The following is a 20,455-nucleotide window of genomic DNA, read 5'->3' on the forward strand; positions in this document are numbered from 1 at the left end:
GTGGTAGCAGGGGGTGGGTTGGGTCATTACTCGGTTCCGCAGATCGTTCCCACGCTTTGCGTGGGAATGTTGCCCGTGACGCTCTGCGTCACAAAGCGGACGCAGAGCGTCCAGCAAGGCGTTACCACGCAGAGCGTGGGAACGATCATCGTCTACTTCTTCAAGTCTTCAGCGCCCTGCAACGGTTCGTCACCCAGCAACAAATCCTTGTCATGGCTGACCTCTTCCTCTTCGAACAGGCGCCAGGTGTTGCCGCCTTCCACGCCAAGCAGTTCCACGAAACGGCGACCTTCGACCTTGTCGGTGACCTGGCCAATGTAGCGGCCGGGCTCGCTGTCGCTGCGGGTGAGGTTGATCTTGCGATCCTTCTCTGGCTGGGTCGGGGAGATCAGGTTCAGCTCCAGGGTATTTGGATTGCTGTAGCCAGTCAGTTGCAGCTCGACCTCGCCGGTCAGTTCGTCCAGGTGCAGCTTGCCGCGCAGTTGCAGGGTCTGGGCCAGGCGTTCGCGGTCCAGGGAACGGTTGATGCCTTTGCCGGCCTCGTAGTAGTTGTCGTTGACCAGATTGTCCGGGTTGTTCACTGCGATGGTCACCATGGACAAGGTCAGGGTCACCGAGCAGGCCAGAATCGCGATGATGATCCAGGGCCAGAGGTGCTTGTACCAAGGGCTGGCGGCAGTAGTTGCGGGCATGCGTATGTTCCCTGTTAACGGACTTGTGGGCCGATGAATCGGCTCTTGGCTTCAATATGGACGCTGGTGTCATCGGCGTCTTCGAGGATGAAGGTCACCTCGTTGGTGCTCGACGGCAACTGCTCGGGCGCACTCGACAACTCCACCGGCATGCTGACGATATCGCCGGCGGCCACTTTGATTTCGCGCCGGCCTTGCAGCTTGAGGTCTGGCAGGCCAGCGGCGTCGAGCACGTAGGTGTGGTCGCGCTGGTCTTTGTTCATGATCTTCAGGCTGTAGACGTTTTCGATGCGCCCTTCGGCGTTCTCGCGATACAGCACGCGGTCTTTGCTGACGTCGAAACCTACCAGCGAGCGCATGAAGAAGGCGGCCACCAACAGGCTGATCATTGCCAGCAATACCAGGGCGTAACCGATCAGGCGCGGGCGCAGCTTATGGGTTTTCTGCCCCGACAGGTTGTGTTCGGTGGTGTAGCTGATCAGGCCGCGTGGGTACTCCATCTTGTCCATGATGTTATCGCAGGCATCGATACAGGCGGCGCAGCCGATGCATTCGATTTGCAGCCCGTCGCGGATATCGATACCGGTAGGACATACCTGCACGCACATCGTGCAGTCGATGCAGTCGCCCAGGCCCTGGGCCTTGTAGTCGGTACCCTTTTTACGTGGGCCACGCACTTCGCCACGGCGGGGGTCATAGGACACGATCAAGGTGTCCTTGTCGAACATCACGCTTTGGAAGCGCGCATAGGGGCACATGTAGATGCACACCTGCTCACGCAGCCAGCCGGCGTTGCCGTAGGTGGCGAGGGTGAAGAAACCCACCCAGAAATACGACCAGCCATCGGCCTGGCCAGTGAAAAAGTCGAACACCAGTTCGCGAATCGGCGAGAAGTAGCCGACGAAGGTGATGCCAGTGGCAAAGCCGATCAGCAGCCACAGGCTGTGCTTGCTGAACTTGCGCAGGAATTTGTTGGCGCTCATGGGCGCCTTGTCGAGCTTGATGCGCTGGTTGCGGTCGCCTTCGGTGACCTTTTCGCACCACATGAAGATCCATGTCCACACGCTTTGCGGGCAGGTATAGCCGCACCACACGCGCCCGGCGTATACGGTGATAAAGAACAGGCCAAAGGCCGCGACAATGAGAATGCCCGACAGCAGGATGAAATCCTGGGGCCAGAACGTTGCGCCGAAAATAAAGAATTTACGCTCCGGCAGGTTCCACCACACCGCCTGGTGACCGCCCCAGTTCAGCCACACCGTGCCGAAGTACAACAGGAACAGAGCGGCACCGCCGACCATGCGCAAGTTGCGGAACAAGCCAGTGAAGGCGCGGGTGTAAATCTTCTCACGCGAAGCGTAGAGGTCGACGGTCTTGGCAGGCGGGGTAACGTCATGTACCGGTATCTGGTCGCTCATCATTGCATCCCACGGCGGTGGAGATTTGCCTCGGCCAGTACGTGCCAGCCGGGGTCAAATTAAGGGTGTTGCAGTGGCCTAATGATACGCCCCCGATGGTGCGCAAAGGGTGCGACCTTTGGTCGCGTTGGGGGAAATCAATTGATGGTGTACGTGACCTGGATCAATTGACTTGGCAAGTATGGACGGTTTTTGTCGGTAAGCCGGTCATTCGTCCCATGGATTGATCAGTGCAACGCCGCTCGATTGGAAGTCGCTGATGTTGCGCGTGACGACGGTGAGCCCATGAACCAGCGCAGTTGCGGCAATCAATGAATCACTTTCGTTGGCTCGGTCGGGTACATGCAAGTGTGCGCAACGCAACGCGACTGCTGCATCGACGGGCAGGATTCTGGCATCAAAGGCGGGCATCACATGACGCTTGAGCCAGGCTCTCAACACCTTCCCCTGTGCCGGGTCTCGCCGCTCAATTCGCAGGACTCCGGTTTCCAATTCCTTCAGCGTGATCGCCGAAATAAACATACGTGGCGCCACCACACTTTTTGCCCAAGCCACGACATTCGCATCAGCCTGAGGTTTACGCAGTTCAGAGATCACATTCGTGTCGAGCAAATACATCAAGAAAAGTCCACGGGTCGATGAATGATCACGGCACGTTCGGTTTCGAAGTCGATATCGGCCGCTTCCGGCATCACCAACAGGTCAACGATGTCGGCATTCAGACCTGTCAGCTTCTCGTAGTCCTCAATGCTTAGCAGTACATGGGCAGGCTTGCCGCGATCAGTGATAAAAACCGGCCCTTTGCGGGCGGCTTTTTTGGCACCACTTGTGTCTTGGTTGAATTCGCGGCTGGAAATGGTCGTGATGGTCATGGGGTAGGTCCCCTTCGCTGGAGTGAATGTAGTTACGTTACTACTTGGCGAGTGCGCGCGGCAAGGTTGAGGCTACGAGCGGTAGATTTGGCTTTGAAAGTTTCGCAGCTAAAACAAAAAAGCCCCGCCAGCATTCGCTGCGCGGGGCTCCATTATTGTTTCAGAGGTCTTACTGCTCCTCAGCCTTCTTATCCCCATGCGACAAGCTATACACATACGCCGCAAGCAAGTGCACCTTGTCATTGCCCTGCAACTGCTCCTGCGCGGGCATCTGGCCCTGGCGGCCATAACGGATGGTCTGCTGCAGTTGCGCAAAGCTTGAACCGTAGATGAACGCCCCCGGATGCGTCAGGTCCGGCGCGCCCATGGCGGGGGTGCCTTTACCGGCCGGGCCGTGGCAGGCCACGCAGTTGGCGGCGAAGAGTTTCTCACCGTTGGCCACATCGGCCTTGGCACCTTCCGGCAGTTTGCGCCCATCGAGTTGGGTCACCACAAAGCCTGCTACGTCAGCCACGCCTTGCTCGCCGATGACTTCGGCCCAGCCTGGCATCACCGCGTGGCGGCCCTTCATGATGGTTTCCTTGATGGTGTTGGGTTCGCCACCCCAGCGCCAGTCGGCGTCGGTCAGGTTGGGAAAGCCGTAGGCGCCCTTGGCGTCGGAGCCGTGGCACACCGAGCAGTTGGAGGCAAACAGCCGACCGCCCATCTTCAAGGCTTGCGGGTCCTTGGCGACTTCTTCAATGGGCATCGATGCGAACTTGGCGAAGATCGGCCCGAACTTGGCCTCCGACCTGGCCATTTCCTTTTCCCATTCGTGCACGCCGGTCCAGCCGGTCTGGCCGTTGGCGAACGGGGTTTGCTTGTCGTTGTCGAGGTAGTTGTAGCCTGGCAGCAGGCCCTTCCAGTTGCCCAGGCCAGGGTAAAGCACCAGGTAACCAAGGGCGAAGACGATGGTGCCGACAAACAGCATGAACCACCACTTGGGCAGCGGGTTGTCGTACTCCTCGATGCCGTCGAACGAGTGGCCGACGGTCTCGTCCGTCTGCTCGGTGCGCTGGCCCTTGCGGGTCGACAGCAGCAGCCAGGTCAGGGCGAAGATGGTACCCAGACTGAGGACTGTGACGTACAGACTCCAGAACGTAGTCATTCTTTGTTACTCCTAGAAGCTTGCTCGACGTGCTTGATGGCTTCGGGATCATCTGCAAAGGGCAGCATGGTCGCGTCGTCAAACTCCGACTTGCGCCGTGGGCTGAACACCCACAACGCCAGGCCGATAAAGGCCACCATCACCACAACGGTGCCCAGGCCACGAATCATCCCGATATCCATGTAGGTCACCGTTTGCTTTTGATGATGGTGCCAAGGCCTTGCAGGTAGGCCACCAATGCGTCCATTTCGGTCTTGCCCTTCACGGCTGCGGCTGCGCCGGCGATGTCTTCGTCGGTGTAGGGCACGCCCAGGGTGCGCAAGACTTCCATCTTCTTCGCGGTGTCCTTGCCGTCGAGCTTGTTTTCCACGAGGAACGGGTACGCCGGCATTTTCGACTCAGGCACCACGTTGCGCGGGTTGTACAGGTGCGCACGCTGCCAGTCATCGGAGTAACGCCCACCCACACGGGCCAGGTCCGGGCCGGTGCGCTTGGAACCCCACAGGAACGGGTGGTCCCACACGCTTTCACCGGCGACCGAGTAGTGGCCGTAGCGTTCGGTTTCAGCACGGAAAGGGCGGATCATCTGCGAGTGGCAGCCCACGCAACCGTTGGCGATGTAGACGTCGCGGCCTTCCAGTTCAAGGGCGGTGCGCGGCTTCATGCCTTCGACCGGCTTGTTGGTCACGTCCTGGAAAAACAGTGGGACGATTTGGGTCAGGCCGCCGATGCTCACGGCGATGACCATGAAGAAGGCCAACAGGCCGATGTTCTTCTCGACTACTTCATGCTTCATCAGTGAGCTCCCACAACGGCGATCTTGGCGGCGGCTTCGGCTTCTACAGGGTCGCTGGCACGCACGGTGCGCCAGACGTTGTAGGCCATCAACAGCATGCCGCTGGCAAAGAACGCACCGCCCAGGGCACGTACGATAAAGCCCGGGTGGCTGGCTTGCAGCGCTTCGACGAAGGAGTAGGTGAGGGTGCCGTCATCGTTGATCGCACGCCACATCAGGCCCTGGGTGATGCCGTTGACCCACATCGAGGCGATGTAGAGCACGGTGCCGATAGTGGCCAGCCAGAAGTGTGCGTTGATCAGCCCGACGCTGTGCATCTGCACGCGGCCGAACAGTTTGGGGATCATGTGGTACAGCGCGCCGATGGAGATCATCGCCACCCAGCCCAGCGCCCCGGCGTGTACATGGCCGATGGTCCAGTCGGTGTAGTGGGACAGCGAGTTGACGGTCTTGATCGCCATCATCGGACCTTCAAAGGTCGACATGCCGTAGAACGCCAGGGACACCACCAGAAACCGCAGGATCGGGTCGGTGCGCAGCTTATGCCAGGCGCCCGAGAGGGTCATCATGCCGTTGATCATGCCGCCCCAGCTTGGCGCCAGCAGGATGATCGACATCGCCATGCCCAGGGACTGTGCCCAATCCGGCAAAGCGGTGTAGTGCAAGTGGTGAGGGCCGGCCCAGATGTACAGGGTGATCAGCGCCCAGAAGTGCACGATGGACAGGCGATAAGAGTAGATCGGACGCTCGGCCTGCTTGGGCACGAAGTAGTACATCATCCCCAGGAAACCGGTGGTGAGGAAGAAGCCTACGGCGTTGTGGCCGTACCACCACTGGATCATCGCGTCCGTTGCGCCGGAATAGGCCGAATAGGACTTGAACAGGTTCACCGGCAGGGAGGCGTGGTTGACGATGTGCAGCATCGCCGTGACCACGATAAAGGCCCCGTAGAACCAGTTGCCCACGTAGATGTGCTTGGTCTTGCGCTTGACGATGGTGCCGAAGAACACCAGGCCGTAGGTCACCCACACGATGGCAAGCAAAATGGCGATCGGCCATTCCAGCTCGGCGTATTCCTTGGTAGTGGTGTAGCCCAGGGGCAGGCTGATGATGGCGCCGACGATGACCGCCTGCCAGCCCCAGAAGGTGAAGGCGGCCAGACCATCGGAAATCAGTCGCGTCTGGCAGGTGCGCTGCACGACATAGTAGGAGGTGGCAAACAGTGCACATCCGCCGAAGGCGAAGATCACCAGGTTGGTGTGCAGTGGGCGCAGGCGGCCGAAAGTCGTCCAGGGCAGGTCGAAATTCAATTGCGGCCAAACCAGTTGCGAGGCGATGAACACCCCGAGCCCCATGCCAAGGATCCCCCAGACCACCGTCATGATGGCGAACTGGCGGACTACCTTATAGTTATAAGCAGTCGGACTGATTGCTGTGCTCATTCTAAGGTTCCACGGTTTAGGTTTTTTTATAGGTAAAATCGGCCGCAAGTATGTAGAAACCGAGGGGCCATTGCAACGCAATGGCTGACCTGTATCAATGCGTTCCACGCCAGATTCTGCGCCCTTTCCATGTTTGGTGTAAGGATAAAGACCGAAATAGAAAGCTGATCAAGTGGACAGGAATTTTAGAGGGCGCAACGGATACCGTCGCCTACGCCAGAATTGCTCCACTGTGGGAACAAGCGTAGACCCGAATAGGAGGAGGGGAAAGTTGGGTTTGGAAGGGGTGCGACACTTGGTCGCGACTTATGCCTGTGGCGAGGGAGCTTGCTCCCGTTGGGCTGCGTAGCGGCCCCAAAATCGTGGGAGCGCTTCGCACTCCAGCGGGAGCAAGCTCCCTCGCCACAGGTAGAGCTTTTACTGCGGTTGGCTGTCTGGCGTTGCGCCTTCAGCGTTATGGGACAGGCTGTACACGTAAGCCGCCAGCAAGTGCACCTTGTCATTGCCTTGCAGCACGTCCTGAGCCGGCATCTGGCCCTGGCGACCATGGCGGATGGTCTGCTGCAACTGCGCCAGGCTGGTGCCGTAGATAAAGCCGGCAGGCTCGGTCAGGTTGGGCGCACCCATGGCTTCCACGCCGTGACCTTGCGGACCATGACACGCCACGCAAGTGGTGCTGAAGGCGGCTTGCCCGGCGGCCAGGTCGGCGGTGTTGTCGGCGGGCAACGGCAGCTTGGCCAGGTCGTGACGCACGTAGGCGGCGACGTTCTTCACCCCGTCCTCGCCCAGCACTTCACCCCAGGCCGGCATCGCCGCGTGGCGACCGTTCAGGATGGTGGCCTTGATGGCCTCGGCCGAACCGCCCCAGCGCCAGTTGTTGTCGGCCAGGTTGGGGAAGCCATAGGCGCCCTTGGCGTCCGAGCCGTGGCACACCGCACAGTTGGAGGCAAACAGGCGACCGCCCATCTTCAACGCTTGCGGGTCCTTGGCGACTTCTTCCACCGGCATGGCCGCGAACTTGGCGAAGATCGGCCCGAACCTGGCGTCGGCCTTGGCCATTTCCTTGTCCCATTCCTTGGTCTGGGTCCAGCCGTCTTCATAGCCCGGCAGTACGCCTTTCCAGTTGCCCAGGCCCGGGTAGAGGATCAGGTAGCCGACGGCAAACACCAGGGTGCCGGCGAACAACATGAACCACCACTGGGGCAGCGGGTTGTCGTATTCCTCGATACCGTCGAAGGCGTGGCCCATGGTCTGGTCGACGCTGCCCTTGGTCTCGCCCTTGCGGGTGCCGACCAACAGCCAGGTCAGGCCGATCAGGCTGCCCAGGGTCAATACGCAGATCCATGTACTCCAGAACGTAGTCATGGCCGAGTGCTCCTTGTGGCTGGCTCTGCTTGAGCGTCGGGTGGGGAAGGTTCATCGGCAAACGGCAGTAGGCGGGCCTGCTCGAATTCCGCGTTGCGGCGGTTGTTGAACACCCACAGCGACAGGCCGATAAAGGCGATGGCGACCACCAGCGTGCCAAGGCCGCGGATGGTGCCTGCATCGAATTCAAATCCCATGGCTCACCTCTTGCTCTTGATGGCAGTGCCGAGCACTTGCAGGTAGGAAACCAGCGCGTCCATCTCGGTCTTGCCCTTGAGGCTGGCGACGGCGCCATTGATGTCGTCGTCGGTGTACGGCACGCCGAGGGTGCGCATCACTTTCAACTTGGTCTCGGTGTGGCTGCTGTCGACGGCGGCGGTGACCAGCCAGGGGTAGGCCGGCATTTTCGACTCTGGCACCACGTTGCGCGGGTTGTACAAGTGCGCGCGGTGCCAGTCGTCCGAGTAGCGCGCGCCGACGCGGGCCAGGTCCGGCCCGGTACGCTTGGAGCCCCACAAGAACGGGTGGTCCCACACGCTTTCGCCAGCCACCGAGTAGTGGCCGTAGCGCTCGGTCTCGGCGCGGAACGGGCGGATCATCTGCGAGTGGCACTGCACGCAGCCTTCGCGGATGTAGATGTCGCGGCCTTCCAGTTGCAGCGCGGTGTAGGGCTTCATGCCTTCGACCGGTTTGTTGGTCACGTCCTGGAAGAACAGCGGGACGATCTGCGTCAGGCCACCGATGCTCACGGCGAGCACCATCAGCAGCATCAACAGGCCGACGTTCTTTTCAATCGTTTCGTGTTTCATCATCGACTCCTCAGGCCATCTGCGCGGCAGCGGTGACTTCGGCAGGTTGCGCCGAACGCACGGTGCGCCATGTGTTGTAAGCCATCAGGAACATGCCGCTGAGGAAGATCGCACCGCCCACCAGACGCACGATGAAGCCTGGGTGGCTGGCCACCAGGGTCTCGACGAAGGAGTAGGTGAGGGTGCCGTCTTCGTTGACCGCACGCCACATCAGGCCCTGGGCGATGCCGTTGACCCACATCGAGGCGATGTAGAGCACGGTGCCGATGGTGGCCAGCCAGAAGTGCGCGTTGATCAGGCCGAGGCTGTACATCTGCTCGCGACCGAAGACTTTCGGGATCATGTGGTACAGCGCGCCGATGGAGATCATCGCCACCCAGCCCAGCGCCCCGGCGTGTACGTGGCCGATGGTCCAGTCGGTGTAGTGGGAGAGGGCGTTGACGGTCTTGATCGCCATCATCGGGCCTTCGAAGGTCGACATGCCGTAGAAGGCCAGGGAGACGACGAGGAAGCGCAGGATCGGGTCGCTGCGCAACTTATGCCAGGCACCCGAGAGGGTCATCATGCCGTTGATCATGCCGCCCCAGCTTGGCGCCAGCAGCACCAGTGACATCACCATGCCCAGGGACTGCGCCCAGTCCGGCAAGGCGGTGTAGTGCAAGTGGTGCGGGCCGGCCCAGATGTACAGGGTGATCAGCGCCCAGAAGTGCACAATCGACAATCGATAGGAATACACCGGGCGTTCGGCCTGCTTGGGCACGAAGTAGTACATCATCCCCAGAAAACCCGCAGTCAGGAAAAAGCCTACCGCGTTGTGCCCATACCACCACTGCACCATGGCATCCGTCGCACCGCCGTACAGCGAGTAGGACTTGGTCAGGCTGACCGGGATTTCCAGGTTATTGACGATATGCAAAATGGCCACGGTGATGATGAACGCGCCGAAGAACCAGTTACCCACATAGATGTGCTTGGTCTTGCGTTTCATGATCGTGCCGAAGAACACGATGGCGTAGGCGACCCAGACGATGGTGATCAGGATGTCGATGGGCCATTCCAGCTCGGCGTATTCCTTTGAGCTGGTGTAGCCCAGTGGCAGGCTGATGGCGGCCAGCAGGATCACAAGCTGCCAGCCCCAGAAGCAGAACGCGGCGACTTTCGGCGCGAACAGCTGCGTCTGGCAGGTGCGTTGCACCGAGTAAAAGGAGCTGGCGAACAGCGCACAGCCACCGAACGCGAAAATCACCGCATTGGTGTGCAATGGGCGCAGACGGCCGAAGCTGGTCCAGGGCAAATCGAAGTTGAGCGCAGGCCAAACCAATTGGGCCGCGAGAAAAACCCCGAGCCCCATGCCGACGATGCCCCACACCACCGTCATAATGGCGAATTGGCGGACCACCTTGTAGTTATAGGCGGTACTTAAAGTAGTGTTCATGGTTCCCCATCCACGGTTCAACCCAAGCAAGTGCGGCACTTGGGCTGGAGTTATAGGCAGACTAAAAAGCGAGGCAAGCATGGGCAAAGAGCACAAGGCCAGTATTGACGGGGATCAATGGGCGCAGTGTGTACGGGAACATGGCTGGTTGTGGGATGTCGCCACGGGCACGACTTCGGATAAGCCGGTCACGTTGATCCTGGCCCACGGCGCTGGCGCACCGATGGACTCGGCATTCATGAACGACATGGCTGCACGCCTTGCCGGGCATGGCGTGAACGTGTTGCGCTTCGAGTTCCCGTACATGGCCCAGCGCCGCTTGGACGGGGGCAAACGCCCGCCGAATCCGGCGCCGAAACTGCTGGAGGCGTGGCGTGAGGTGTATGACCAGGTGCGACGTCATGTCGCTGGGAAACTGGCGATTGGCGGCAAGTCCATGGGCGGGCGCATGGCCAGTTTGTTGGCCGATGAGCTGGGCGCAGATGGGTTGGTGTGCCTGGGCTATCCGTTTTATGCGGTGGGCAAGCCGCAAAAGCCTCGGGTGGAGCATCTGGCTGCGCTTGCGACGCCGACGCTGATAGTGCAGGGCGAGCGTGATGCCTTGGGCAATCGAGCGGCGGTGGAGGGGTATGCGTTATCGCCGAGCATTGAGGTGATGTGGCTGGTGGCGGGGGATCATGATTTGAAGCCGTTGAAGGCGTCGGGGTTCAGTCATGAGCAGCATTTGGAGGCGGCGGCCATCAAAGCGTCAGGTTTTCTCGCCTGACGCTTTGTGAGGAGGTTGGGTGTTGCAAAGGTGATGAGTTTTTTTAAAGGTATTCTTTTTGAATATAGTACATTTCGAAATCACCTGTAACATTCATGTGGGCCGACTGTTCTCTAAAGGTTGCTTTGAAAGAACCTGTTGCTCTTTCGGTAAACGTATTGATGCTAATCGTTACTTCGGCCTCCTCAGCTCTGTAAGTTTGAGTTTCATGACCTGGAGAGTCGGTGGAGTGGTAAGCTCCAAATTCACTTGTGAGGTTATAGGTTTTAGTTATATCCCCTTCTTCATAAGGGATCTTGAAATGATAACCCAGCAGGTTCCTATCCTTATAAGATCCTATTAATCCTTCGATAGCCCATTGCGTTTTATCTTTGTTGTGGTAAAAATACACTTTTTGCGCAGATGTACTTTCGTTGCATTTAATCCACGTAAACGTATTTTTAGACGTGGAGTTTTCTTGGTTTTCCAAGGAGTAGAGGTCGGTCGACATTATAAATCTCCTTTATATCGGGGTGGGTTTAAGTTTGTCAGGGGGTTGAGGTCTCACTGTACGAACATCCGTGAAAATGATGTGGCTACGGGCAGTCTTTTATAGGCTGAAACGTGCCGTTAGTCATCTCTACACGGTCGCGGATTTTATTTTTAAAGGTGGCTTCGCAGCGCAACGGCTGCTGAGTCAGTGTAAGCGTTACATTGTATTCGCCTTCATAGGTGCCACCGCCGAAGGGAGCATAGTAAAAATTTGATTTCTCATCGCCGTTTTTAAATGTTTCATCGATGATCTGTTCATTTTCATCGTCGCAGTAAATATAAATAGCCCACTCACGGTATTGAGGCGTACCCCATTCTCCCTCCTCGCTGGTCAGATACCATGCCTTGCTTGAACTGGAGTAGGCCAGCCAGCCCTCCGTTTTGTATTGAGTTTGTCCTTCTGTCCACTTAAAGATCGAATGTTGTGAGGCAAGGGTAGTTCCAGGCCACTCACAGCAGCATTTTATTTCGCGTAATTCCGATGCTGTGTCAGTGAAAGAACCTTCGAAATTCAGCGTTGTGTTCCCTGTGCTTTCGTCAACGGTTACTTCAATGTCGCCGACAGGTTTAATACGTTCTTCCGTTTCAGGTGCGTTATTGTTTGCACCTTGAATGTACAGGTGGGTGAAGGCTTCCGGGTTTTGCTTGATTGATTTGTTAGGTGATGTACTTATGGAGTCGCAAGGTATTTTCAGTAACAGTGATTGTTGAGTGTCTGGGGACTGGAGCGTCAACTTGACCCAATACTGATTATTGTATTCGGATAGGTGCAGTGGGAGAGCCCAGCCTTCCAATGTTCTTTCGTTGTTCGATGATTTTTCAGTCCATTGCACACGCCCCATGGTTTTTGGGAAGGGATGCAGGGCGCTATTTGAATCGGCAGGTCGGGACATGGCGGTGTGCTCCTGTTTGACAGGTTCACACTATAAGGAGGGAGGCGTTCAAAGGTTAACTGTGAGAATTGACAGTTTTATAGAATGCTTGGTGATAAAAAGATGATGAGTGATAGCCATCTGCAAGGGGCTCACTTGTTGGAGAAAGTGAGCCCTTGAAGTTCTACCGGTTAAAACGCTCCACCAGCGAGTACTGAGTATTCGCCGTATGAGTCAGTTCTTCACTCAACTGCGCCGAGTTCATCGCCTGCTCTGAGGTCTGGTCTGCCAACAGCGCAATAGTGCTGATGTTACGGCTGATCTCCTCGGCCACGGCGCTTTGCTCTTCGGTGGCCGCGGCAATCTGGGTGGTCATGTCGGTGATATTGGCCACCGCCTCGCTGATACCCACCAATGCCTGGTCCGCTTCCATCACCCGCGCCACACCTTCTTCGGCCTGGCGGTGCCCGGCGTCCATGGTTTGCACGGCCGCGGCCGCCGTGTGTTGCAGCTTGGCGATCAGGGCATGGATCTGCCCGGTGGATTCGGCCGTACGCTGCGCCAGTTGGCGCACTTCATCGGCGACCACCGCAAAACCACGGCCCATCTCACCGGCACGCGCGGCTTCGATAGCGGCGTTGAGTGCCAGCAAGTTGGTCTGGTCGGCGATGCCCTTGATTACATCGACAACGCCGCCAATTTCATCGCTGTCCTTGGCCAGTTGAGTGACGGTCACGCCGGTCTCGCCAACGGCGGCCGAAAGCCGCTGAATCGCCTCGCGGGTTTCCCCGGCGATATCGCGGCCGCGACCGGTCAGGCGGTTGGCTTCCTGGGTGGCGTCGGCGGTGCGCTGCACGTGGCTGGCGACTTCCTGGGTGGTTGCAGCCATCTGGTTGACGGCGGTGGCCACCTGTTCGGTTTCCACACGCTGACGTTCCAGGCCGCTGGAGCTGCTGTGCGCCAGGGTGTTGGACTGTGCCGCCTGATCGTTGAGGTGCTCGGCAGTGTCCTGCAAGCGGGTCAGGCAGGTCTTCAGACGCGCTTCCTGGCTGAGAATCGACATTTCCAGTCGGGCCTGGGCGCCACGGCTGTCGGTGTACATCTGCGCAATCAGCGGGTCGGACGTGGTCTGCTCGGCCAGGCGCAGCAAGCGCTTGAGGCCGCGCTGTTGCCAGCTCAGCCCCAGCAGGCCCAACGGCACGGACAACGCTGCCGCCAAGGCAAAGCCCCACTGGGAGGTGAGGGTGGCGCCGATCATGAAGCTCAGTTGGCTGACCAGGATAAACGGCAGCCAGTCCTGCAGCACCGGCAGCCATTTGTCGCGCTGGGGAATCGCCGACTTGCCCTGGTTGATGCGTTGATAAAGCGCCTCGGCCCGGCGGATCTGCTCGGCGGTGGGCTTGATGCGCACCGATTCGTAGCCGATCACCTGGTTACCGTCGAATACCGGTGTTACATAGGCGTTAACCCAGTAGTGGTCGCCGGTCTTGCAGCGATTCTTGACAATGCCCATCCATGGCAAGCCTTGTTTGAGCGTGGACCACATGTGTGCGAACACCGCCGAGGGCACATCCGGGTGACGCACCAGGTTGTGCGGAGCACGGACCAGTTCTTCGCGGGTGAACCCACTGATTTCGACAAACGCGTCGTTGCAGTAGGTAATGACACCCTTGGCATCTGTGGTGGAGATCAACCGTTGCTGAGCAGGGAAGGTACGTTCGCGCTGGGTAACGGGTTGGTTATTACGCATGATTGTTCAATCCGCAAGGCTTTCAGGGGTTATCGGCCATGCTGGGCATTTATTTAACTTATTTTTGCAACAATCCTGGGAGCAGAGTGCCGACTGTGGCGAGGGAGCTTGCTCCCGCTGGGCTGCGAAGCGGCCCCAAACAACTTGCGGGCGCTACGCACCCGAGCGGGAGCAAGCTCCGTCGCCACAACAGCTCGTTCTTACAGTCGGGCAGGCTTAGCTGGCCAGCATTGGGTAGGTGAACAAGCCGAAGTGCAGCAGATTCAAGCCAAAATGCGTGGCAATCGCTGCGCCGAGCCCGCCAAAGCGATACGCCAGGCCGTAACCGACCCCGGCAATACTGGCCAGCGTCACCCATTGCCAACCCGCACCGAAATGCATCAGGCCGAATAACAGCGAAGCCAGCAGCAGCGCAAGGTTCTCGCCGTAGGGCAAGTGTTTGAAACGTTGGCTCAGGCCGCCCTGAACATAGCCACGAAACAGCGCTTCTTCCACCAGCGTCACCAGCAGCAGGTTATTGAGTACCCACAGCCATGCCTGGTCCGGCCATTTCGGCGCCCAACTGATCATTCCCATCAGTGCGGCACCACCCAGTGCGACGATGGCGGTCAGGGTCAGTGCCAGGGCGGTGACGCAGATCGACAGGCGCAATGAGCGTCGCGCCACAATCCACGGGCAGGCCAGCAACAGCCAGAAGCCTATCAGGGGCTTGTCCTGGTTCAGGTACATCGAGAAGGGCACTGAGTCCGGAGTTAAACGCTGGGGCGCAATACCGCGGCCGTTATAGAAACCCGGCAGCCAGTGCATCACCAGGCCCAGGGCCAGTACGATAAACAAGCCTTGGCCCAAGTAGCGTGCCCAAGGGTTGCGTTGCTGGCGCACGGCGTACCCGGCCACCAGCAGCAGTGCGATGGAGACCGCCGCCAGTACGCCCAGTTGGCCGTAGATCAAAGCCACGACATAGCCAATGGAAAGTAGGGTGAGGTACAGCCAGGGCAAAGCAATCATGTGAAATCCTTCGAAAAATCCGGGCGGCATTATAGCGAGTGGCCAGGTTCCAGGGCATGAAAACGCCTCCATGTACAAGGCAAGGGGGAAAGGATTGCAAAGTATGTTTGCGGCTGGTTATAGTCGTCGCGTCTTTATATCCCTTCAAAAAGATCAGCACATGCCAGCTTCCCAGCGCATAGCGGTAGTCGATTCAGCGGTCAACGCCGTGGTCGTGCCGTGCCGTGGCAAGCAGCCTGCGCAGATCAGTCATTACCCCCCACCTGTCAGTAGCACGCCGGTGTACGCAGTCGTATCACCGCCGGGTGTTGGCATTTCGGGCTGATCAGCGATTCGCTGTTGCCCGTGCCTGCCTGAAAAAACCTACTGAAATTCAGTTTTTTACTGAGTCGGCTTTTTTGCCTGATAACAGGTGGTAACCATGTCTGTGCTTTCGAAACAATCCGTGGCCGCGGCGGCCTCGACGAGCGTGTTTGTCTTGCTGTGGAGCAGCGGGGCGATCTTCTCCAAGTTGGGCCTGGCCCATGCGTCGCCCTTTGCCTTTCTGTTGATCCGGTTTGCCATTGCCCTGATGGGGTTGGTAGTGCTGGTCCCGCTCCTCAAGTTGAAGCTGCCACGTCCCGGCAAGCCGCTGCTGTATGCGGCGGCGACGGGCCTGGTTTTGCTGGGGGCCTATCAGATCTTCTATCTGCTGGCCCTGGACCTCAACGTCACCCCTGGGGTGATGGCGACCATCATGGGCGTGCAGCCGATCCTTACCGTGGTACTGATGGAGCGCCAACGCTCCTGGCGCCGGCTGTTCGGCCTGGGGTTGGGGCTGGCTGGCTTGATTATGGTGGTGTATCAGGGCATCGGGCTGGCGGGCATGTCCCTGGCGGGGATGCTGTTCGGGCTGCTGGCGCTGGCGAGCATGACGTTTGGCTCGATCATGCAAAAGCGCATCACCGACAATCCTTTGGGCACGCTGCCACTGCAATACTTGGCCGGGCTGTTGCTGTGCGGAGTGTTCGTGCCGTTCCAGCCGTTCCACTTCGAGCACAGTGCAGGCTTTTACCTGCCGGTGCTGTGGATGGGCTTGGTGGTGTCGGTGCTGGCGACGCTGTTGCTGTATCGGCTGATTGCCCGCGGCAACCTGGTGAATGTCACCAGTTTGTTCTATCTGGTGCCGGCGGTGACCGCGGTGATGGACTACCTGATCTTCGGTAACCGCCTGGCGCTGTTGAGCGTGCTGGGAATGGCGTTGATCATCGTCGGCTTGGTCTTCGTGTTCCGTAAGAGCTAGAAACCACCCCTGTAGGAGCGAGCTAGCGGTGGCGAGCAAGCTTGCTTGCGCTGGGGTGCGAAGCGCCCCCAGGAGCTTGCGACTGCTACGCAGTCGAGCGGGAGCAAGCTCCCTCGCCACAGGGGCGCTCCTACAGTTTTTGCGGGCGCAACACCAACCACAACGCCCCGGCAATCAATACACCACCATACAGATGAGCCATGGACAGCGGTTCATCCAACAACAACGCCCCCCACAACACGCCGAACGGCGGAATCATGAAGGTCACGGTCATTGACTTGACCGGGCCGATGGATGACAGCAGGCGGAAGTACAGGATGTAGGCGAACGCCGTACATACCAGCCCCAATCCGAGCAGCGACACCCACACCTGCCAGCCGCCCCAACTCGCCGGTGGCTGGGTGATGGCGCTGAAGGCGAAGAACGGCAGCAAAAACAACGTAGCACCCAGCATACTGCCCAAGGCAGAGAGACGACTGTCCAACCCGCCGCGCTGATCCAGCCAGCGTCGCGCCAGGAAACCGGCGAAGCCATAGCAGGTGGTCGCCAGCAGGCATGCTAATGCGCCTATTAACAGTTCCAGATCAAATGCCACCGGCCCTGCGCGGGTGAGCACGGCAACACCAAGCAGACCCAAGGCCACACCCGCTATTTTTGCCGGCGTCAGGCGTTCGCTGAAAAACAACCCGCCGATCAGCACACCCATCAGCGGTGTAGTGGCGTTGAAAATCGCCGAATAACCCGCCGGCAGTACCTGCGCCGCCACCGAGTACATCGTCGCGGGAATCCCCGAGTTGATCACGCCCAGCAGCAGGACCGTCTTGAACTTGCCCTGGAAATCCCAGTTCACGCGCAGCATCGCCAGGATCACCAGTAAACCCGCGGCGGCAATCGACACGCGGAAAAACGCGGTGGGCACCGTGCCGATTTCCGGCGCGATGATGCGCATGAACAGGAAACTCGCGCCCCAGATGGCAGCCAGCCCCAGCAGATACAGGGTGTCAACAGGTCTCACGGAAAACTCCTATGCCAATCGGGCGCAGAAGTGTTGCCCAGCGGGCAGGTCGGCACAATGGCTAATTGCAGTCAGTTTGCCCCCGTGCAAAATCATTCTTCTCCTGCCTCGGTTCACTGGCTAAGCTCTGGGCTTCCAGATACCCGTTCGAGGTTTCCCGCATGTCGCAGTCCGCCCTCGCTATCGCCCGGATGATCCTTGACGGTTTCGACGATTACCGTGAGCACTTCCGCCAGATCACCGATGGCGCCCGTGAGCGTTTCGAGAAGGCCCAGTGGCAGCAGGGGCAGGCCGCGTCGGCGGCGCGCATCAACCTGTATGAGGAGAAAGTCGCTGAGGTGACTACTCGTCTGCGCGCCAGTTTCGACCCTGCTGGATTGCAGGACATCGGCCAGTGGCCCTTGGTAAAAAGCGCTTATATTGGCTTGATCGACCTGCGCTTTGACGATGAGCTGTCGGAGACCTGGTACAACTCGATCTTCTGCGGCCTGTTCAGCCATGACCTGATCAGTGACGGCTGCATGTTCATCCATACCACCCGGCCTAGCCTGCGTCGGGCGCGGGCGGCGCAAACCCGTATCTACACGCCGGCCGGTAAAATAGCGGACATGCTGGCGCAGGTCTTCTCTGACTACAGCTTCAGCGAGCCCTACGCCGACCTGCCCGCCGACCTGCGCCGCCTCGAAGCCCAGTTGCGGGAAAACCTGCCGGATTGGGTATGCAAGGACCCGGACCTCAAGGTCGAGTTGTTTTCCTCAGTGCTGTACCGCAACAAAGGCGCCTACCTCGTGGGGCGTATCTACACCCGCGACGAACAATGGCCGTTGGTGATTCCGCTGCTGCACCGCGAAGGGCGTGGCATCCAGATCGATGCGTTGATCACTGACGAAGCCGACGTGTCGATCATCTTCTCGTTCACCCGTTCCTATTTCATGGTCGATGTACCCGTGCCAGCGGAATTCATCGGCTTTCTCAAGCGCATCCTGCCGGGCAAGCACATTGCCGAGTTGTACACCTCCATCGGTTTCTACAAGCACGGCAAATCCGAGTTCTACCGCGCGCTGATCAACCACCTGGCCACCACCGACGACCAGTTCATCATGGCCCCCGGCGTGCGCGGCATGGTCATGAGCGTGTTCACGCTGCCGGGTTTCAATACGGTGTTCAAGATCATCAAGGACCGCTTCTCGCCGTCAAAAAACGTCAACCGCGCCACGGTGATCGAAAAGTACCGCCTGGTGAAAAGCGTCGACCGGGTAGGGCGCATGGCCGACACCCAGGAGTTCGCCGACTTCCGCTTCCCCTTGAGCAAGTTCGAGCCCGAGTGCCTGGCCGAGCTGCTGGAAGTCGCCGCCGGTACCGTCGAAGTGGAGGGCGACACCGTGCTCATCCGCCACTGCTGGACCGAGCGACGCATGACCCCGCTCAACCTCTACCTCGACAACGCCAACCCCGCCCAGGTGCGCGAAGCATTGGAGGATTACGGCCTGGCGATCAAGCAACTGGCGGCGGCGAATATCTTCCCCGGCGACATGTTGCTGAAGAACTTTGGCGTCACCCGCCACGGCCGCGTGGTGTTCTACGACTACGACGAAATCTGCTTTCTCACCGAAGCCAACTTCCGCCATATTCCCGCGCCGCGCACCCCCGAGGATGAAATGGCCTCCGAGCCCTGGTATTCCATCGGCCCGCTGGATGTGTTCCCCGAAGAGTTCCCGCCGTTCCTGTTTGCCGACGCCGGGCAGCGCCGGTTGTTCGATGAGCTGCATGGCGAGTTGTACAACGCTGACTACTGGAAGGGCCTGCAGGACGCGATTCGTGCCGGCAAGGTGATCGACGTGTTCCCTTATAAGAGGAAAGAGCAGCCATAAGCTGCAAGCTGCAAGGGGCAAGTGAAAGTAGGTCTGCCCTTACTTGCTGCTTGAAGCTTGCCGCTAGCAGCCGCTTTTCTGCGACAATCCGCCCCCTGCATAAATAGACGACCCAAACGCACCTGATGACTGACCAAGCACCCACCATCGACCAACTGCTCAAAACCCTCGATCACGCCATGCTCGCCGACCGCCACCGCTTGCGCCGGCAGTTGCTTGAGCTGCGCAAGAAGCCCGACGAGGACAAGTTGGCGCAGTGGGTGGCGCGCATGCAGGCATCGTGCGCGCAGGTCACGGCGCGGCGCGCCAGCCTGCCGGTGATTCGCTACGACGACAGCCTGCCGATTGCCGCCAAGCGCGATGAGATCAAGGACGCGCTGAACAAGCACCAAGTACTGATCATCGCCGGTGAGACCGGTTCGGGTAAAACCACGCAGTTGCCTAAAATCTGCCTGGAAATCGGCCGCGGCCAGTTCGGCCTGATCGGCCACACCCAGCCACGCCGGATCGCAGCGCGCAGTGTCGCCAGCCGTGTCGCTGAAGAGCTGGCCACGCCATTAGGTGCGCTGGTCGGTTACCAAGTGCGCTTCGAAGACCAGAGTGACTCCAACACCCTGATCAAGCTGATGACCGACGGCATCCTGCTGGCCGAAACCCAGAACGACCGCTACCTCGAGCGCTACGACACGATCATCGTCGACGAAGCCCACGAACGCAGCCTGAACATCGATTTCCTGCTCGGCTACCTCAAGACCCTGTTGCCGCGTCGCCCCGACCTGAAAGTCATCATCACCTCGGCCACCATCGACCTGGAGCGCTTTTCCAAGCACTTCGACGATGCGCCGATTGTCGAGGTGTCGGGCCGTACCTTCCCGGTGGACACCTGGTATCGCCCACTCACCCTGGAACAGGACGAGGAGGGCAACCGCGTCGAGGACGACCTGACCGTCGACCAGGCGATCCTTGCCACCCTTGATGAAATCGCCGCCTATGAGCGCAGCGAACGGCGCAGTCCTGGCGACGTGTTGGTGTTCCTGCCCGGCGAGCGCGAGATTCGTGATGCGGCCGACATGCTGCGCAAGGCCCAGCTCAAGCACACCGAGATTTTGCCGTTGTACGCACGGCTGTCACCGGCCGAGCAACAGCGCATTTTCCAGTCCCACCCAGGCCGGCGCGTGGTACTGGCGACCAACGTTGCGGAAACCTCGCTGACGGTGCCGGGCATTCGCTATGTGATCGACAGCGGCACGGCACGCATCAGCCGCTACAGCTACCGCGCCAAGGTGCAGCGCCTGCCGATCGAGGCGATTTCCCAGGCCAGCGCCAACCAGCGTAAAGGCCGTTGCGGCCGGGTTGAACCGGGTATTTGCGTGCGCTTGTACAG

The 20,455-nt window shown here is 59.3% G+C and carries 22 protein-coding genes; 5 read left to right on the forward strand and 17 right to left on the reverse strand.

The features are described 5' to 3' along the window. Positions 1 to 152: 152 nt before the first annotated feature. The 12 genes from GIW79_RS27660 to ccoN (GIW79_RS27715) form a co-directional block, all read right to left on the reverse strand. Entirely contained in the window at positions 153 to 692 is a 540-nt protein-coding gene (locus GIW79_RS27660; RefSeq protein ID WP_014719446.1) for a FixH family protein, read from the reverse strand. 14 nt (positions 693 to 706) lie between these two features. Beyond that, a complete protein-coding gene (ccoG, locus tag GIW79_RS27665; protein WP_034128398.1) occupies positions 707 to 2,110 on the reverse strand; it encodes a cytochrome c oxidase accessory protein CcoG in 1,404 nt (467 codons plus the stop codon). A 207-nt stretch (positions 2,111 to 2,317) separates the two neighbouring features. After that, positions 2,318 to 2,728: a type II toxin-antitoxin system VapC family toxin gene (locus tag GIW79_RS27670; RefSeq protein WP_034128399.1), complete on the reverse strand. Its 411-nt coding sequence runs from the start codon at positions 2,726 to 2,728 to the stop codon at positions 2,318 to 2,320. Continuing rightward, a complete protein-coding gene (locus tag GIW79_RS27675) occupies positions 2,728 to 2,982 on the reverse strand; it encodes a type II toxin-antitoxin system Phd/YefM family antitoxin (RefSeq protein WP_236452928.1) in 255 nt (84 codons plus the stop codon). Before GIW79_RS27675 ends, GIW79_RS27670 begins: the two co-directional genes overlap by 1 nt. Before the next feature lie 169 nt (positions 2,983 to 3,151). Then, on the reverse strand, positions 3,152 to 4,129 hold the full coding sequence (ccoP, locus tag GIW79_RS27680; RefSeq protein WP_014719444.1) for a cytochrome-c oxidase, cbb3-type subunit III: 978 nt from the start codon (positions 4,127 to 4,129) through the stop codon (positions 3,152 to 3,154). After that, positions 4,126 to 4,311, reverse strand: coding sequence for a CcoQ/FixQ family Cbb3-type cytochrome c oxidase assembly chaperone (locus GIW79_RS27685; RefSeq protein WP_003193169.1), 186 nt, complete (start codon positions 4,309 to 4,311; stop codon positions 4,126 to 4,128). The genes ccoP (GIW79_RS27680) and GIW79_RS27685 overlap by 4 nt, the downstream gene beginning before the upstream one ends. A 5-nt stretch (positions 4,312 to 4,316) precedes the next feature. After that, positions 4,317 to 4,925, reverse strand: a complete 609-nt coding sequence (gene ccoO, locus GIW79_RS27690; protein ID WP_003193167.1) for a cytochrome-c oxidase, cbb3-type subunit II — start codon at positions 4,923 to 4,925, stop codon at positions 4,317 to 4,319. Beyond that, positions 4,925 to 6,367, reverse strand: coding sequence for a cytochrome-c oxidase, cbb3-type subunit I (gene ccoN / locus GIW79_RS27695; RefSeq protein ID WP_014719443.1), 1,443 nt, complete (start codon positions 6,365 to 6,367; stop codon positions 4,925 to 4,927). The genes ccoO (GIW79_RS27690) and ccoN (GIW79_RS27695) overlap by 1 nt, the downstream gene beginning before the upstream one ends. 417 nt (positions 6,368 to 6,784) lie before the next feature. After that, the gene (gene ccoP / locus GIW79_RS27700; RefSeq protein WP_054897851.1) at positions 6,785 to 7,732 is read right to left on the reverse strand and encodes a cytochrome-c oxidase, cbb3-type subunit III; all 948 of its coding nucleotides are present in this window, start codon (positions 7,730 to 7,732) and stop codon (positions 6,785 to 6,787) included. Next, positions 7,729 to 7,929 (reverse strand): cbb3-type cytochrome oxidase subunit 3, encoded by a 201-nt coding sequence (locus GIW79_RS27705; protein ID WP_003193161.1) that lies wholly within the window; start codon positions 7,927 to 7,929, stop codon positions 7,729 to 7,731. Before GIW79_RS27705 ends, ccoP (GIW79_RS27700) begins: the two co-directional genes overlap by 4 nt. Positions 7,930 to 7,932: 3 nt before the next feature. Beyond that, a complete protein-coding gene (gene ccoO / locus GIW79_RS27710; RefSeq protein WP_003193159.1) occupies positions 7,933 to 8,541 on the reverse strand; it encodes a cytochrome-c oxidase, cbb3-type subunit II in 609 nt (202 codons plus the stop codon). Positions 8,542 to 8,551: 10 nt separating this feature from the next. Then, positions 8,552 to 9,976: a cytochrome-c oxidase, cbb3-type subunit I gene (gene ccoN, locus GIW79_RS27715; protein ID WP_034128402.1), complete on the reverse strand. Its 1,425-nt coding sequence runs from the start codon at positions 9,974 to 9,976 to the stop codon at positions 8,552 to 8,554. A gap of 79 nt (positions 9,977 to 10,055) precedes the next feature. Between ccoN (GIW79_RS27715) and GIW79_RS27720 the strand changes: the two genes are divergently transcribed. Beyond that, positions 10,056 to 10,742, forward strand: coding sequence for an alpha/beta family hydrolase (locus GIW79_RS27720; RefSeq protein ID WP_236452926.1), 687 nt, complete (start codon positions 10,056 to 10,058; stop codon positions 10,740 to 10,742). A gap of 43 nt (positions 10,743 to 10,785) precedes the next feature. Here GIW79_RS27720 and GIW79_RS27725 read toward each other — a convergent pair whose 3' ends face one another. The 4 genes from GIW79_RS27725 to GIW79_RS27740 form a co-directional block, all read right to left on the reverse strand. Continuing rightward, positions 10,786 to 11,232: a hypothetical protein gene (locus GIW79_RS27725; protein ID WP_057976219.1), complete on the reverse strand. Its 447-nt coding sequence runs from the start codon at positions 11,230 to 11,232 to the stop codon at positions 10,786 to 10,788. 85 nt (positions 11,233 to 11,317) lie between these two features. Next, positions 11,318 to 12,166: a hypothetical protein gene (locus tag GIW79_RS27730; protein WP_236452923.1), complete on the reverse strand. Its 849-nt coding sequence runs from the start codon at positions 12,164 to 12,166 to the stop codon at positions 11,318 to 11,320. 163 nt (positions 12,167 to 12,329) lie between these two features. Continuing rightward, entirely contained in the window at positions 12,330 to 13,895 is a 1,566-nt protein-coding gene (locus GIW79_RS27735) for a methyl-accepting chemotaxis protein (protein ID WP_054921754.1), read from the reverse strand. A 216-nt stretch (positions 13,896 to 14,111) separates the two neighbouring features. Next, positions 14,112 to 14,903, reverse strand: a complete 792-nt coding sequence (locus tag GIW79_RS27740) for a CPBP family intramembrane glutamic endopeptidase (RefSeq protein WP_054921757.1) — start codon at positions 14,901 to 14,903, stop codon at positions 14,112 to 14,114. Positions 14,904 to 15,063: 160 nt separating this feature from the next. Between GIW79_RS27740 and GIW79_RS27745 the strand changes: the two genes are divergently transcribed. Then, on the forward strand, positions 15,064 to 15,228 hold the full coding sequence (locus GIW79_RS27745; RefSeq protein ID WP_158688696.1) for a hypothetical protein: 165 nt from the start codon (positions 15,064 to 15,066) through the stop codon (positions 15,226 to 15,228). Between the two features lie 96 nt (positions 15,229 to 15,324). Then, positions 15,325 to 16,185 carry a DMT family transporter gene (locus GIW79_RS27750; RefSeq protein WP_054921759.1) on the forward strand — a complete coding sequence of 287 codons (861 nt, stop codon included), beginning with the start codon at positions 15,325 to 15,327 and terminating at the stop codon, positions 16,183 to 16,185. Positions 16,186 to 16,315: 130 nt separating this feature from the next. On the opposite strand, the gene GIW79_RS27755 is transcribed toward GIW79_RS27750, so the two are convergent. After that, positions 16,316 to 17,200 carry a DMT family transporter gene (locus GIW79_RS27755; RefSeq protein WP_054921761.1) on the reverse strand — a complete coding sequence of 295 codons (885 nt, stop codon included), beginning with the start codon at positions 17,198 to 17,200 and terminating at the stop codon, positions 16,316 to 16,318. Positions 17,201 to 17,361: 161 nt separating this feature from the next. On the opposite strand from GIW79_RS27755, the gene aceK reads away from it, so the two are divergent. Both aceK and hrpA read left to right on the forward strand, forming a co-directional pair. Beyond that, a complete protein-coding gene (aceK, locus tag GIW79_RS27760; protein WP_034128409.1) occupies positions 17,362 to 19,071 on the forward strand; it encodes a bifunctional isocitrate dehydrogenase kinase/phosphatase in 1,710 nt (569 codons plus the stop codon). 125 nt (positions 19,072 to 19,196) lie between these two features. Beyond that, the coding region (gene hrpA, locus GIW79_RS27765; RefSeq protein ID WP_236477453.1) for an ATP-dependent RNA helicase HrpA at positions 19,197 to 20,455 on the forward strand (1,259 nt) is incomplete at its 3' end.

Source organism: Pseudomonas sp. PA-7-1E (genome assembly GCF_021605325.1).
Taxonomy (GTDB): domain Bacteria; phylum Pseudomonadota; class Gammaproteobacteria; order Pseudomonadales; family Pseudomonadaceae; genus Aquipseudomonas; species Aquipseudomonas fluorescens_BV.